Here is a 13,211-nt window from a genome sequence, read left to right as displayed (position 1 = left end):
GCAATAATATGGTATAGTGAAACGAGGCTTTTTTCAGCCTCGTTTTTTACATTGCTTCCTACTAATTAGAAAGCATTCAAATGGAAAGGAAGACATTACATGCGATCTGAAGTAACTATAAAAATAAAACCGAAGTTTATAAAAGAAATTAAAAGTGGATATCCGCTTATTTTAAAAGATGCAATTCAAAATTTAAATGATGTACGTGAAGAAGGGACAATCATCAAAGTAGTAGATGAGAAGAACCAATTTATCGGAAAAGGCTATTATGGAAAACAAAATAAAGGGTATGGCTGGATTTTAACGAGAAAAGAGAAAGAACAAATTAATCAGGATTTCTTTGAAAGTAAAATAAAAGCTGCTTTACATAAAAGAAAACATTTTTATAAATCAAATGATACAACGGCATTCCGTGCCCTAAATGGCGAAGGTGATGGCCTTGGCGGTTTAATCATCGATTATTATGATGGTTATTATGTAGTGAGCTGGTATAGTGAAGGAATCTATACTTTCAGAGATGAAATCATAGCGGCGCTTCAAAAAGTAGCAAACTTTAAAGGTATTTATGAGAAAAAGCGTTTTGATACGAAAGGGAAATACATTGAAGGTGATGATTTCGTAGCAGGAGAGCGCGGTGAGTTCCCACTTATCGTAAAAGAGAACGGTGTGAACTTCGCCGTCTATTTAAATGATGGGGCGATGGTTGGTGTGTTTTTAGATCAGCGTAACGTTCGAAAACAAATTCGTGATAAATATGCAAAAGGAAGAACGGTTCTAAATATGTTCTCTTATACTGGGGCTTTCTCTGTATTTGCAGCGCTTGGCGGAGCGAGTAAAACAACGAGTGTGGACCTTGCAAATCGTAGTTTAAGTAAAACGATTGAGCAGTTTAGTGTAAATGAAATTGATTATGAAGCACAAGATATTATTGTAGAAGATGTATTTCTATATTTCAAATATGCAGCTAAGAAAAAGATGAAATTTGATATGGTTGTACTTGATCCCCCAAGCTTTGCACGCTCGAAAAAATATACGTTCAGTGCGGCGAAAGATTATAAAAACTTATTAAAAGAAACAATTGCGATTACAGAAAATAACGGTATTATCGTTGCTTCTACAAATTGTAGCGCATTCGATATGAAAAAGTTTAATGGCTTTATCGATACAGCATTTAAAGAAATGAACGGTAAATATAAAATATTAGAAGAACATTCTTTACCGGAAGATTTCCGTACAATTGATCAATTTAAAGAGGGAGACTATTTAAAAGTAGTTTTCATCGAAAAAATTAAAGGTTAATGAAAATAAGAAAAGGAGCTCAAGTTTAAATGAGCTCCTTTTCTTATTGAATAATATTTTGTACTCTGCCAACCTGTCCGTCTTGCAATCTTACTTTAATGCCGTGCGGATGTGAAGGTGAGTTCGTTAAAATATCTTTTACAATTCCTCTTGTTAGCTTACCTGTACGTTGATCTTGTTTTAATACAATATCAACTTCAAGACCTGATGAAATGTTAGATCGTTTTTGCCCGTTCATTTATACACCTGTACGTCTACGTTGGTTGTTTGTTTTCTTCGTTTGTTGGTTTTGTAATTTTTTCGTTTCTTGACTTTGACTTCCATTATTTGAGCCGTTTCCATTTCCTTGCTTTTTCTTCGCAAGTTGTTCGCGCATTAAATCAGCTAAGCTTACTTTTTTGTTTTCTGACATGATAAGTCTCCTTTATATAAAGTTAATTATGAACAATCGTAGTGAATTTCATCATATCATTGTTAAGGAAGGAAGGGAAGTTGGTTTGAAAATTCATATAATTCTTTCCAGCATTCATTCGTTACGATACAATTAAATTGTTAATGTTTGTTAAAAAAGGGGATAGAAATATGTCACATCATATTTTATTAGTTGAAGATGACATCTCAATTCAAGAGATGGTTGAAACATATTTAGTAAAAGAAGGTTTTCAAGTTACAATCGCATCTGATGGAGAAGAAGGAGTTAACGCATTTTTAAAAGGTTCATTTGATTTGATTATCCTCGATATTATGATGCCAAAGTTAGATGGCTTAGAGGTTGTGCGAATCATTCGAGAAAAAAGTGCCGTTCCGATTTTAATGATGTCAGCGAAAGATACAGATGTTGATAAAGCTGTTGGATTAGGACTTGGAGCAGATGATTACATTTGTAAGCCGTTTTCTATGATTGAACTAGCTGCACGTGTAAAAGCGGGTATTCGGAGGTCTACAAAGTATTCAGCTGTGGAATCAAAAGATGAGGCGATTCAGATTGGTGATTTAATAATTGACCCAATTAATTTTACTGTGGAGAAAAAGGGAAGACAGCTTAAACTTACTTTAAAAGAATTTGAGATTTTAAAGCTATTCGTGAAGAATCAAAATCGTGTTTTTACGAAAGCACAAATATATACGCTTGTTTGGAATGAAGAATATTATGGTGATGATAATGTTATTAATGTTCATATGAGAAGATTACGTGAGAAAATTGAAAGTGATCCATCTAATCCAGAATATATTAAAACATTATGGGGCATCGGCTATAAGTTGGAAGTGATGTAGTATGGTTGTATTTTTAACAGTGGTGATTATTATATTGCTTATCGTTATTTACGTGCAATATAAAATTAGGAAAAATAGTAGTAGGAATTTACGCTACACGTATGAGAAGTTAAATCGAATTGTAAAAGAACAAACTGGTGAGAAGCTATTAATTATGACAGATGATCTAGAATTGCAAAAGTTATTAGTGGCGATTAATCATTTATTAGATGCAAAACAGAAAACGAATGCAGATCATGCGAAAGTGGAAATTTCGATGAGAAAAATGCTTTCAAATATTTCACATGATTTGAAAACACCACTAACAGTTATTCTTGGATATACCGAAATGTTAAATGAGGATAAAACGATAAATGAGGAAGAGCAGCAAATATTACTCGAAAAGGTGCATGTAAAAACACTAGAAGTGATGGAACTGATTCATAAGTTTTTTGATTTAGCAAAATTAGAATCCGGTGACAAAGCAATCGAGATGACAAAAGTAAATATGAATGAAGTTTGCCGAGAGAAGATTTTATCTTTTTATGATTTAGTGACGACGAAAGGTTTTCATGTCCATATTGATATAGCAGAAAGAAATATATATGCACTTGGAAATGTAGAAGTATTAGGCAGGGTATTGAATAATTTAATATCAAATGCGATTACATATGGGGACGATGGAAAGACAATTGGTATGACTTTAAGAGATGATGAAACGAGTGTGTATATAGACGTATGGGATAAAGGAAAAGGAATTGATGAATCTCATATTGATAAAGTGTTTGAGCGTATGTACACACTTGAAGATTCAAGAAATAGATTGTACCAAGGAAGTGGTCTAGGGTTAACGATTACGAAAAGGCTTGTGGAAGCGATGGATGGAGAAATTTATCTTTCTAGTAAGCCGTATGAAAAAACGGTTTTTACAGTTGTATTAACAAAGATGCAGTTTTAGCTTGTAGAGAAGTAGATTCTACAAGCTTTTTTTTTCAGCGTAAGGAATTTGTAAGGAACGGGTAAGAAAAAAGAGATTTCCGTTGTCTATTATAGAAATATAGAGCAGTGCGAAAGGGGAAAGTGACATGACATATATATTGAAAACGAACCAGTTAACGAAAGTGTTTAAAGGGAAAGAAGTTATTTCTAGTGTTAACATGCATGTGAAAAAAGGAGAGATATACGGTTTCTTAGGACCGAATGGTGCAGGTAAAACAACGATTATGAAGATGATCACAAATTTAATAAAACCGACGAGCGGTGATATTGAAATTTTCGGTGAGAAGTTAACAGACACATCTTATGAAGTATTAAAAAGAATGGGGACAATTATCGAATATCCAATCTTTTATGATAAATTAACGGCGAAGGAAAACCTAGAATTACATTGTGAATATATGGGGTATTACGATAAAAACGCAATTGATCATGCTTTAAATTTAGTAAAACTGCACGGTATAGATGATAAAAAAGTAAAAGATTTTTCATTAGGGATGAAGCAACGACTTGGTATTGCAAGGGCGATCATGACAAAGCCAGAACTACTCATTTTAGATGAACCGATTAATGGTTTAGATCCAATTGGTATTAAAGAGTTACGAGATTTATTTAAAATGCTTTGCAAAGAATATGGCATTACGTTATTAGTCTCTAGTCATATTTTAGGTGAGATGGAACAAATGGCAGATACAATTGGTGTGATTCAAAATGGAAAACTAATAAAAGAAGTTTCGATGAAGAGTATTAACGGAAAACAAACAGAGTACATTGAAATCACTGTTCCTGATGTGAAGCGTGCAGCTTATATTTTAGAAGATAAACTCGCTATAAAAAATTACAAAATAATGAGTGGAAACATGATTCGTGTGTATGAATTGAAGGCGACGCAGCAAGCCATTTCAAAAGCACTCATTATGAACGATGTAGAAATTGAAAGTATTAATAAGAAACATAGTTCTTTAGAGGAGTATTTCTTAAATGTAATGGATCGAGAGGGCATTCATGCTTAATGGATTGTTAGTGAATATAGTAAGTGGATTGATCGTAATGTTCATAAGTGGGATTTTATATTATAGAAAACCTGAGCGGAAATGGATTTTAATTTTATTAGTGATAGGAATGTTAAGCGTAGTTACTGCTGGAATTAGAATGTTAGTAGCGTAGAGGCAGTTATATAAGGAATGGAGGCGTGGTTTATATGTTTAAATTAATGAAGCTTGAATGGAAGAAACATCAATTATCTAGTTATTTTAAAAGTGTAGCAATTTGTATTATAGCAATTTTCGCCGTAGTAAACCTCATGGCGTTGGGAGTGAAAGACGAGGTAGATGGGCTATTCTCTGACTTCACGCAACAAATGGTTTTAATAAACACTGTTATTAGGATAACATTCATTATTTTTAGTTCGGTCATTTTATCACGTTTAATAATTGATGAGTATAAGAACAAAACAATGCAACTATCGTTTATGTACCCACTGCAAAGAAAAATGCTAATGAGGGCGAAATTAACAATTGTTTTTTGTTTTTGTTTTGTGAGCACGATTATCGCTACTTTCAGTATTAGTTTACTCGCATATTTTGTGAGTCCAATGATGGGACTGATTGAAACGCCAGCTACGATAGGTGAAATAATAGCTATCGTTCCAGCTACTTTTATAAATGCATTTATGATATCTGGTATAAGTTTAATTCCTTTATTTTTTGGGATGAGAAAGAAATCGACACCGACAACAATTACTTCTGCAGTAATAATTGGGATGCTAATTAGTAGTAACTTTGGTTCTGGAAACGGTCAAGTAAGTATGTTTAATTTTATCGCTATCCCAATAGTGCTCTGTTTATTAGGGATTTTTATTAGTTATCTTTCATATCGTAAAATCGACAAGATTGATGTGGCGTGAAGCAAGCTTAAAACAACAACGAACTGGGGTATGAATAGTGAAAAAAATAATAGTAATTGCAATTTTACTTATTACAATTGCTAGTGTGGTTTTTGGTTTTAAGACATTTCAGGGGAAAGATTTTAAGAAAGAAAAGTCTTTTGAGATAAATGATATAAAAGAAATAGAAGTAGACAATGAAAACTGGGATATTGAATTTAAAAGCACAGACGCTAACAAAATAGTGATTTCTGCTCAAGGCCAACGAGCAGATAAAGATTTAGATCCCATCGAAATAGAACATGAAGGAAATAAAGTTGTGATTAAGCAAAAACAAAAGGCGACCAGATTTTTTAATGGTTTTACGTTTCGGAAGAAAAATAGTATATCTATAGCTATTCCGAAGAAAGAAATAGATAAAATTGTATTAAATAATAAATCGGGCGATGTGAAAATAAGCGATATAGTAGTAAAAAGTATCGTGACAAAAGGCAAGTCTGGAGATGAAATGATTGTAGGACTATCGGCAGATAAGGGTGAGTTCATATCCGAAAGTGGAGATTTAATGTTAAAAGATAGTTCATTACAAGAAGTAAATATAACTTCTACTACTGGCGATAATTATGTGAAAAATATAAAAAATGAAAATATGAACATCACTTCAACATCTGGTGAAGTATTACTGAAAGATATGACAGAAGGAAAATCATTATTTGTAGAAACAAAATCAGGGGATATTGGCGTACGGTATAAGGGTGTTCCGACTTCTTTGAAACTTATGGCTAAAAGTAATTCGTCTGACATAATGGTGAATGTAAACGGACTTAAGAAAGATAAAAATACAGAAAAGGTAAAAGAAGGAACCATCGGTGATGCAAAAAACGAAGTGAAGATTTTAAGTGAAACAGGGGCGATTTATATCAATTAAATTTAAAATGAAAGGAGGACTATCATGCTACGTCTTATGAAGCTAGAATTGAAGAAGTTTAAGCTCGGATGGTATGTGAAGAGAGCGGTTATTGCGAATATCGTTATACTGGCACTACTAATCTTCGTTAGTATCGTTGCTCAAATAGAAGGGGATCCAAAAATAAGGGATCCGCAGATAATTTTGTCGATGGCTAGTGCGTTAGTAAGAGCAACATTTATTATTTTTGGTGGCGTACTAATAGCCAAGTTAATAATTGATGAATATAAAAGTAAAACAATACTACTCATGTTTTCTTATCCAATTAACCGAAAGAAAATGATGGCTAGTAAGTTGGCTATTACAGCGACATTAACATTTATAACAGTTATTGTATCTAACATTTTAGTAGTAGGAATTTTCTTTGGGATAGATAGTTATTTTTCAATTCTTCCTAATTCATTCACAGTAGATCAATTGATTCAAGAAGGGATAAAGCTTATTCCTTTAGCCATTGCCACGGCAGGAATAAGCTTAATTCCTCTATATTTCGGGATGCGTAAACGTTCTGTGCCAGCTACAATCGTTTCTTCTATTATCGTTGTATTAATCGCAATTAATAACCCGCCCATATTTCCTATAGCGACGTTTCTTCCTCTTCAATTCACATTTGCAGCGATTGGATTTGCGATTGCATATTACGGAATTAAAAATATAGAGAAGGAAGATATAACAGTATGACAAGAATACGTAAAAAAGAGTTGGCGTTATACTAACTCTTTTTTTGTATATGTATGCTTCGTTACTACTCTGTAAATTTATAGTGTTTGCTTAAATACTCTTGCACTCCTGGAGAAATGTTAAAGTTATTAGGACTTTTATATTCGATAGTAAGCTCTCCATCTGTACTTGTTTCAAAGGAGATTGCATAGCTATCCATTTTAGCATCGTAAGAAGTATTTTTGACTTCCGCATCTAGATTAAAGTATTTTGTAATATAATTTTTTGATTCTGCAATTGCTGTTTGTTTTTCCCAAGGGGTACCATAATTTGTGAAGTAAAGAGATACACTGATAACTCCAATGATAGAAGTTAGTAAGAGAGTTCTTATTGTTATTTTTTTGTTTTTTGTATTCAATTTAGTTCCCTCCAATTAATATGAATTTATCTTAACGTATTTTCTCATAAAATACCATTTAGTAGAAAATAGTTTCACATGAAACAAGTTACAGAAAAAGACAAGGTGCATAAACACCTTGTCTTTTTCTGTCGTTACATTTGGGAAGCTTCCATTCCAGCCGCAACCCATTCTTCTTTTGCAGGACCATATACACCAGGGACTGTTAAGCCAGCTTGATGCATTAAAACAGTCATCTGCCTCAGATTTACCTGGTTCAAAAGTATTTGTTAAACCTAATTTTTTTGTAACCTGTAAAGCTGTAGAATTGTCAGTTAAAATACGGAATGTTGGCACATTTTTAGCTGTAATTGCTTGTGCCATTGCAATGTTCTTATCTTTTAAGCCAGCTTTGTCAATTTTCGCTTGTGCATCAGCAAATGTTTTATCCATATCAGCTAATACTTTTTACCTTGCTCTTCTTTTCTAACTGCTTTTGCAATTTGTTTAAATGTTTCTATCATTTCTGCAAAGTGATCGTTATTGCTTGTTGATGGATTGAATATAACTGTTGGTGCAATTTGTTCTAATTCATTTTTAATAGCTTTACGACGGAATAATGCAGTGATAATTAAATCTGGTTTTAGACGGCTAATTTCTTCTAAATTTGGTTGTTGACGTGTTCCTACATCTACAACATCTTTACTTGGTTTTGTTTCTGTATTTACCCATTTATTATAATTCTTAATGTCTGCCATCCTACTGGCTGAACACCAAGTGCTAATAAGTTTTCTGTATATACCCACTCAAGTACAACAACTTTTTTCGCTGGTTTATCTAACTTTGTTTCCCCTTCAGCATGTTTAATTGTTACAGCTTGACTTTTATTGTCTGCTTTTGTTTCTTTTTTCTCTTCTTTCTGTTGTCCGCATCCGACAACGAATAGAAGAACTACCATGAAAATGCTAAGAAATTTCTTCATCTTCTGCCCCAAAATAAATTATTTTATTTACAATGAACGATATTGAAAATCGTTATCAATTATAACGACCGAATCATACTATGAGGATATTTCAAGTGTTAATATTTTTTGGGAATTTTGACGAAAGAATAACGATTTATACAGATTTTAATATATTGTATTTAAATGCATACGTGTATCAAGGTTGAAGGAGCTGAAATTCCTTTAATGAGGAAGGCGAAAGTACAAGCGAAAGGAGAGCGTATTGCATGTAATATTTATTAGAATGTAAGGAAAAAAACTTTGTTTATAAAAGGTTTGTTCCAGAGCGGGTAGTTGATAAGGAAAATAAAAACTGATTTTTATTAGAAAGATATTTTTAATTAGTGGGCTGTACTTAAAAGATTGAACACGAAGGAGGATCAACATGTCTTTATGGAGTAATAATGCAAATGGATATTGTGGATGTAATAATCAAAATGGTTTACATGTTGATTCGTGCTGTTTTAGTTGCGATGGGACAGTTCCTAAGCTCGGTCCAACAGGCCCAACGGGAGCGACAGGAGCAACGGGAGTAACGGGAGTAACGGGAGCAACAGGAGCAACAGGAGCAACAGGTCCAACGGGAGCAACAGGAGCGACAGGAGCAACGGGAGTAACGGGAGCAACAGGAGCAACAGGAGCAACAGGTCCAACGGGAGCGACAGGTTCAACGGGAGTAACGGGAGCAACAGGAGCGACAGGTTCAACGGGAGTAACGGGAGTAACGGGAGTAACGGGAGTAACGGGAGCAACAGGAGTAACGGGAGCAACAGGAGCAACAGGAGCAACAGGAGCAACAGGTCCAACAGGAGCAACAGGAGCGACAGGAGCAACGGGAGTAACGGGAGCAACAGGAGCAACAGGAGCAACAGGAGCAACGGGAGTAACAGGAGCAACAGGAGCAACGGGAGTAACAGGAGCAACGGGAGTAACAGGAGCAACAGGAGCAACAGGAGATACAGGCACAAGTATAACTGCTACGTATGCATTTGCGAATAATACGTCGGGTACGGCAATATCAGTATTACTTGGTGGGACAAATGTCACACTTCCAAATAATCAGAATATCGGTCCAGGAATTACAGTTTCGGGGGGGAACACAGTATTTACGGCCGCAAATGCGGGGAATTATTATATTTCATATACAATTAATATAACGGCTTCATTATTAGTTAGTTCACGAATTACAATCAATGGGGCACCACTTGCTGGAACTATCAACGCTCCTGCATTAGCAACGACTTCATTTAGTGCAACAATTATTACGACTCTTGCAGCGGGGAGTGCAATTAGTTTGCAGTTATTTGGATTGTTAGCTGTTGCCACGTTATCAACGACTACACCTGGTGCAGTTTTAACGATTATAAGATTAAGCTAAGTAACGTGAACTCTCTTATTCTTTTAAAATTAGGAGAGTTTCTACATATAATAAGAAGTTAAGGAAGTAAAGCATAGTTATATTATAGTCAGAATATTATGATTGTAACGCTGTTCTGACTATAATATAATGAAAACAACCATCATGAATGAACATTCATTTATTTTCACAAGTATTGGAAGGGGGAATGAGAGTGGAAAAACCTTGGCTGCAGAGTTATCCAGATGAAATTCCAGGGACAATTTCTTATGATATTCAGCCACTTCATAGATATTTAGAGAAAATGGCTGCTCGTTATCCAAAAAAGAAAGCGCTTCACTTTTTAGGTAAAGATGTTACATTTTCAGATTTCCATGACAAGGTAAAGAAATTTGCGAATTACCTTCAAAGGCTTGGTATTGAAAAAGGCGATAGAGTTGCGATTATGTTACCGAATTGTCCGCAATCTGTAATTGGTTATTATGGTACTTTGCTTGCGGGGGGGATTGTTGTACAAACGAATCCTCTTTATACAGAAAGAGAGCTTGAGTACCAACTTCATGACTCAGGGGCAAAAGTTATTCTTTGCCTTGATTTAGTGTTTCCGAGAGTTACTAATGTTCAAACTGCAACAAAGCTTGAGCATATTATCGTAACCCGTATTGCAGATTTTTTACCATTCCCTAAAAATTTACTTTATCCATTTGTACAAAAAAAGCAGGCAAATCTTGTTGTGAATGTGTCGGAAAGCGAAACGATTCATCTTTGGAAATCGGTAGAAAGAGAAAGTAATGCTGATGTTGAAGTTCCATGTGATCCTGAAAATGATCTAGCCCTTTTGCAGTATACAGGGGGAACGACAGGGTTTCCAAAAGGGGTTATGTTAACGCATAAAAACCTCGTTTCGAACACTTTAATGGGAGCGCATTGGTTATATAATTGTAAAGAAGGAGAAGAGGTAATTCTTGGTGTTCTTCCGTTTTTTCATGTGTACGGGATGACAGCTGTAATGAATTTAAGTATTATGCAAGGATATAAAATGGTGCTTATTCCGAAGTTTGATATGAAAATGGTTTTTGAAGCAATTAAGAAACATAAAGTTACACTATTTCCAGGAGCACCAACCATTTATATTGCTCTATTAAATAGTCCTCTTTTAAAAGAATATGATATTTCTTCAATTCAGGCTTGTATTAGTGGTTCTGCACCGCTTCCTGTAGAAGTGCAGGAGGAGTTTGAGAGAGTTACAGGTGGTAAATTAGTAGAGGGTTATGGATTAACGGAGTCATCACCAGTTACACATGGGAATTTTTTGTGGGAAAAGCGTGTGCCGGGAAGTATTGGGGTACCGTGGCCGGATACAGAGGCAATCATCATGTCACTTGAAACAGGAGAGTCATTACCTCCAGGTGAAATTGGTGAAATTGTTGTAAAGGGCCCACAAATTATGAAAGGGTATTGGAATAAGCCAGAAGAAACGGCAGCTGTACTGCAAGATGGCTGGCTCCATACAGGTGATGTAGGATACATGGATGAGGATGGCTTTTTCTATGTGAAAGATCGTAAGAAAGATATGATCGTTGCTAGTGGCTTTAACGTATATCCTCGTGAAGTAGAAGAAGTGTTATATGAACACGAAAAGGTGCAAGAAGTGGTAACAATCGGTGTTCCTGATCCGTATCGAGGGGAAACTGTAAAAGCGTTTGTTGTTTTGAAAGAAGGCGCTGAGTGTTCTGAAGAAGAATTAGATCAGTTTGCACGTAAATATTTAGCAGCTTACAAAGTTCCGAAGGTATATGAGTTTAGAAGTGAGTTGCCGAAGACGACAGTCGGAAAAATTTTACGTCGTGTCCTAATAGATGAAGAGAAGAGAAAGAATGAGGATGAGGATGAGCAAACGGGCTAAGGCCCTTTCTTTTTGAAAAAATAGGATTGACACTTTTCTAAATAGTCAGTATTATAAGAAGATGAATGACTATTCATTCAGTCATCTTCTTGAAGGGGACAGTAAAGTGAAGAAAAATAGACCGAAATACAATCAGATTATTGATGCTGCAGTCATTGTGATTGCGGAGAATGGATACCATCAAGCGCAAGTTTCTAAAATTGCAAAGCAAGCTGGGGTAGCTGATGGCACGATTTATTTATATTTTAAAAATAAAGAAGATATATTAATATCCTTATTCCAAGAGAAGATGGGAGAATTTGTTGAAACAATTCGTCAAAAAACAGCAGGAATTGAAAGCGCTATAGCGAAGTTATTCATGTTGGTAGAAACGCACTTCTTGCTGTTGTCACAAAATGATCCTCTTGCTATCGTTACACAATTAGAGCTAAGGCAGTCCAATCAAGACTTGCGCCTTAAAATAAATGAAGTATTAAAAGGCTACTTACAAGTTATGGATGAGATTTTAGAGACAGGTATAAAGCAAGGTGAATTTCAGGCGGATTTAAATGTTCGCGTGGCAAGACAAATGATCTTTGGAACAGTAGATGAAGTTGTGACCAATTGGGTAATGAGCGATCATAAGTATGATCTGGTCGCACTTTCAAAAACGGTACACGGGCTACTTATTGCAGCTTGTGGTTATCGTAAATAATGGGAGGGATCATGTTGAAATTCCTATCTGTAAAAGTTGAAGATCACATCGCGGTGGCGACGTTAAATCATGCTCCAGCTAATGCGATGTCTTCACAAGTTATGCATGACGTTACTGAATTAATCGATCAAGTGGAAAAGGATGATAACATTCGTGTTGTTGTTCTACATGGTGAAGGACGCTTCTTCTCAGCAGGGGCAGATATTAAAGAATTTACATCTGTTACTGAAGCGAAGCAAGCAACAGAGTTAGCACAGCTTGGACAAGTTACGTTTGAGCGTGTTGAAAAATGCTCAAAACCAGTTATTGCGGCAATTCATGGAGCGGCACTTGGCGGCGGCCTGGAGTTTGCTATGTCTTGCCACATGCGCTTTGTAACTGAAAGTGCAAAGCTTGGTTTACCTGAATTAACACTTGGATTAATTCCTGGTTTTGCAGGTACACAGCGCTTATCACGTTATGTTGGTAAAGCGAAAGCTTGTGAAATGATGTTAACAAGTACACCAATTACTGGTGCAGAAGCATTGCAATGGGGGCTTGTTAACGGAGTGTTTTCTGAAGAATCCATTTTAGAAGATACGCTTAAAATTGCAAAACAGATTGCTGGAAAAAGCCCAGCAACAACTCGTGCAGTGCTAGAGTTATTACAAACGACAAAATCGTCTCATTATTATGAAGGTGTACAGCGTGAAGCACAGATTTTTGGTGAAGTATTTACGAGTGAAGATGGAAGAGAAGGCGTAGCGGCGTTTCTAGAAAAACGTAAGCCGTCATTTAGTGGTAGGTAGTCCAG

The 13,211-nt window shown here is 35.4% G+C and carries 15 protein-coding genes and 2 pseudogenes; 12 read left to right on the top strand and 5 right to left on the bottom strand.

Annotated elements, in window-relative coordinates; genetic code table 11:
• Window positions 1–99 precede the first annotated feature (99 nt).
• Window positions 100–1,299, top strand: coding sequence for a class I SAM-dependent rRNA methyltransferase (locus FT637_RS04760; RefSeq protein WP_193645316.1), 1,200 nt, complete (start codon window positions 100–102; stop codon window positions 1,297–1,299).
• 43 nt (window positions 1,300–1,342) lie between these two features.
• Here the strand turns inward: FT637_RS04760 and FT637_RS04755 are convergent, their stop codons facing one another.
• Window positions 1,343–1,537 (bottom strand): YwbE family protein, encoded by a 195-nt coding sequence (locus FT637_RS04755; RefSeq protein ID WP_001014315.1) that lies wholly within the window; start codon window positions 1,535–1,537, stop codon window positions 1,343–1,345.
• Complete coding sequence (locus tag FT637_RS04750) at window positions 1,538–1,711, bottom strand: hypothetical protein (RefSeq protein WP_002015431.1); 174 nt, start codon at window positions 1,709–1,711, stop codon at window positions 1,538–1,540. It abuts the gene before it with no gap.
• A 170-nt stretch (window positions 1,712–1,881) separates the two neighbouring features.
• Between FT637_RS04750 and FT637_RS04745 the strand changes: the two genes are divergently transcribed.
• The 7 genes from FT637_RS04745 (at window position 1,882) to FT637_RS04715 (ending at window position 7,082) form a co-directional block, all read left to right on the top strand.
• Window positions 1,882–2,574 carry a response regulator transcription factor gene (locus FT637_RS04745; protein WP_002088884.1) on the top strand — a complete coding sequence of 231 codons (693 nt, stop codon included), beginning with the start codon at window positions 1,882–1,884 and terminating at the stop codon, window positions 2,572–2,574.
• A gap of 1 nt (window position 2,575) precedes the next feature.
• Entirely contained in the window at window positions 2,576–3,511 is a 936-nt protein-coding gene (locus tag FT637_RS04740) for a HAMP domain-containing histidine kinase (protein ID WP_193645315.1), read from the top strand.
• A gap of 127 nt (window positions 3,512–3,638) precedes the next feature.
• On the top strand, window positions 3,639–4,562 hold the full coding sequence (locus tag FT637_RS04735; protein ID WP_193645314.1) for an ABC transporter ATP-binding protein: 924 nt from the start codon (window positions 3,639–3,641) through the stop codon (window positions 4,560–4,562).
• Window positions 4,555–4,716 carry a hypothetical protein gene (locus FT637_RS04730; RefSeq protein WP_002143307.1) on the top strand — a complete coding sequence of 54 codons (162 nt, stop codon included), beginning with the start codon at window positions 4,555–4,557 and terminating at the stop codon, window positions 4,714–4,716. The genes FT637_RS04735 and FT637_RS04730 overlap by 8 nt, the downstream gene beginning before the upstream one ends.
• Before the next feature lie 34 nt (window positions 4,717–4,750).
• Entirely contained in the window at window positions 4,751–5,455 is a 705-nt protein-coding gene (locus FT637_RS04725) for an ABC transporter permease (protein ID WP_193645313.1), read from the top strand.
• 37 nt (window positions 5,456–5,492) lie between these two features.
• Window positions 5,493–6,362, top strand: coding sequence for a DUF4097 family beta strand repeat-containing protein (locus tag FT637_RS04720; protein ID WP_193645312.1), 870 nt, complete (start codon window positions 5,493–5,495; stop codon window positions 6,360–6,362).
• Between the two features lie 24 nt (window positions 6,363–6,386).
• On the top strand, window positions 6,387–7,082 hold the full coding sequence (locus tag FT637_RS04715; RefSeq protein WP_193645311.1) for an ABC transporter permease: 696 nt from the start codon (window positions 6,387–6,389) through the stop codon (window positions 7,080–7,082).
• A 64-nt stretch (window positions 7,083–7,146) separates the two neighbouring features.
• Here FT637_RS04715 and FT637_RS04710 read toward each other — a convergent pair whose 3' ends face one another.
• From FT637_RS04710 to FT637_RS04705, 3 genes and pseudogenes are all read right to left on the bottom strand, one after another.
• A complete protein-coding gene (locus FT637_RS04710; RefSeq protein ID WP_193645310.1) occupies window positions 7,147–7,479 on the bottom strand; it encodes a spore coat protein C in 333 nt (110 codons plus the stop codon).
• Between the two features lie 134 nt (window positions 7,480–7,613).
• Window positions 7,614–7,718 (bottom strand): annotated as a pseudogene (locus FT637_RS29805) (hypothetical protein); the annotation flags it as partial.
• Window positions 7,714–8,440: pseudogene (locus FT637_RS04705) on the bottom strand (ABC transporter substrate-binding protein); the annotation flags it as partial. The pseudogenes FT637_RS29805 and FT637_RS04705, both read right to left, overlap by 5 nt.
• A 406-nt stretch (window positions 8,441–8,846) precedes the next feature.
• Between FT637_RS04705 and FT637_RS04700 the strand changes: the two are divergent.
• From FT637_RS04700 to FT637_RS04685, 4 genes are all read left to right on the top strand, one after another.
• Window positions 8,847–9,839 carry a BclA C-terminal domain-containing protein gene (locus tag FT637_RS04700; RefSeq protein WP_193645309.1) on the top strand — a complete coding sequence of 331 codons (993 nt, stop codon included), beginning with the start codon at window positions 8,847–8,849 and terminating at the stop codon, window positions 9,837–9,839.
• A 193-nt stretch (window positions 9,840–10,032) separates the two neighbouring features.
• The gene (locus FT637_RS04695; protein ID WP_193645308.1) at window positions 10,033–11,724 is read left to right on the top strand and encodes a long-chain-fatty-acid--CoA ligase; all 1,692 of its coding nucleotides are present in this window, start codon (window positions 10,033–10,035) and stop codon (window positions 11,722–11,724) included.
• 61 nt (window positions 11,725–11,785) lie between these two features.
• Complete coding sequence (locus FT637_RS04690) at window positions 11,786–12,418, top strand: TetR/AcrR family transcriptional regulator (protein ID WP_193645307.1); 633 nt, start codon at window positions 11,786–11,788, stop codon at window positions 12,416–12,418.
• A gap of 11 nt (window positions 12,419–12,429) precedes the next feature.
• Window positions 12,430–13,206 (top strand): enoyl-CoA hydratase, encoded by a 777-nt coding sequence (locus FT637_RS04685; RefSeq protein ID WP_193645306.1) that lies wholly within the window; start codon window positions 12,430–12,432, stop codon window positions 13,204–13,206.
• The last annotated feature ends 5 nt before the right edge of the window (window positions 13,207–13,211 follow it).

Source organism: Bacillus cereus (assembly GCF_015071065.1).
Classification (GTDB): Bacteria; Bacillota; Bacilli; order Bacillales; family Bacillaceae_G; genus Bacillus_A; species Bacillus_A cereus_BA.
Note: the sequence above shows the minus strand (reverse complement) of the source record. Positions and strands in the feature narration are given on the sequence as shown.

Excerpts from the sequence above, each read along its gene's own strand:
- FT637_RS04735 (WP_193645314.1), top strand. The coding sequence starts at position 3,639 with ATGACATATATATTGAAAACGAACCAGTTAACGAAAGTGTTTAAAGGG.
- FT637_RS04755 (WP_001014315.1), bottom strand. The coding sequence starts at position 1,537 with ATGAACGGGCAAAAACGATCTAACATTTCATCAGGTCTTGAAGTTGAT.
- FT637_RS04745 (WP_002088884.1), top strand. The coding sequence starts at position 1,882 with ATGTCACATCATATTTTATTAGTTGAAGATGACATCTCAATTCAAGAG.
- FT637_RS04690 (WP_193645307.1), top strand. The coding sequence starts at position 11,786 with ATGAATGACTATTCATTCAGTCATCTTCTTGAAGGGGACAGTAAAGTG.
- FT637_RS04700 (WP_193645309.1), top strand. The coding sequence starts at position 8,847 with ATGTCTTTATGGAGTAATAATGCAAATGGATATTGTGGATGTAATAAT.
- FT637_RS04730 (WP_002143307.1), top strand. The coding sequence starts at position 4,555 with ATGCTTAATGGATTGTTAGTGAATATAGTAAGTGGATTGATCGTAATG.
- FT637_RS04750 (WP_002015431.1), bottom strand. The coding sequence starts at position 1,711 with ATGTCAGAAAACAAAAAAGTAAGCTTAGCTGATTTAATGCGCGAACAA.
- FT637_RS04685 (WP_193645306.1), top strand. The coding sequence starts at position 12,430 with ATGTTGAAATTCCTATCTGTAAAAGTTGAAGATCACATCGCGGTGGCG.
- FT637_RS04760 (WP_193645316.1), top strand. The coding sequence starts at position 100 with ATGCGATCTGAAGTAACTATAAAAATAAAACCGAAGTTTATAAAAGAA.
- FT637_RS04740 (WP_193645315.1), top strand. The coding sequence starts at position 2,576 with ATGGTTGTATTTTTAACAGTGGTGATTATTATATTGCTTATCGTTATT.
- FT637_RS04725 (WP_193645313.1), top strand. The coding sequence starts at position 4,751 with ATGTTTAAATTAATGAAGCTTGAATGGAAGAAACATCAATTATCTAGT.
- FT637_RS04715 (WP_193645311.1), top strand. The coding sequence starts at position 6,387 with ATGCTACGTCTTATGAAGCTAGAATTGAAGAAGTTTAAGCTCGGATGG.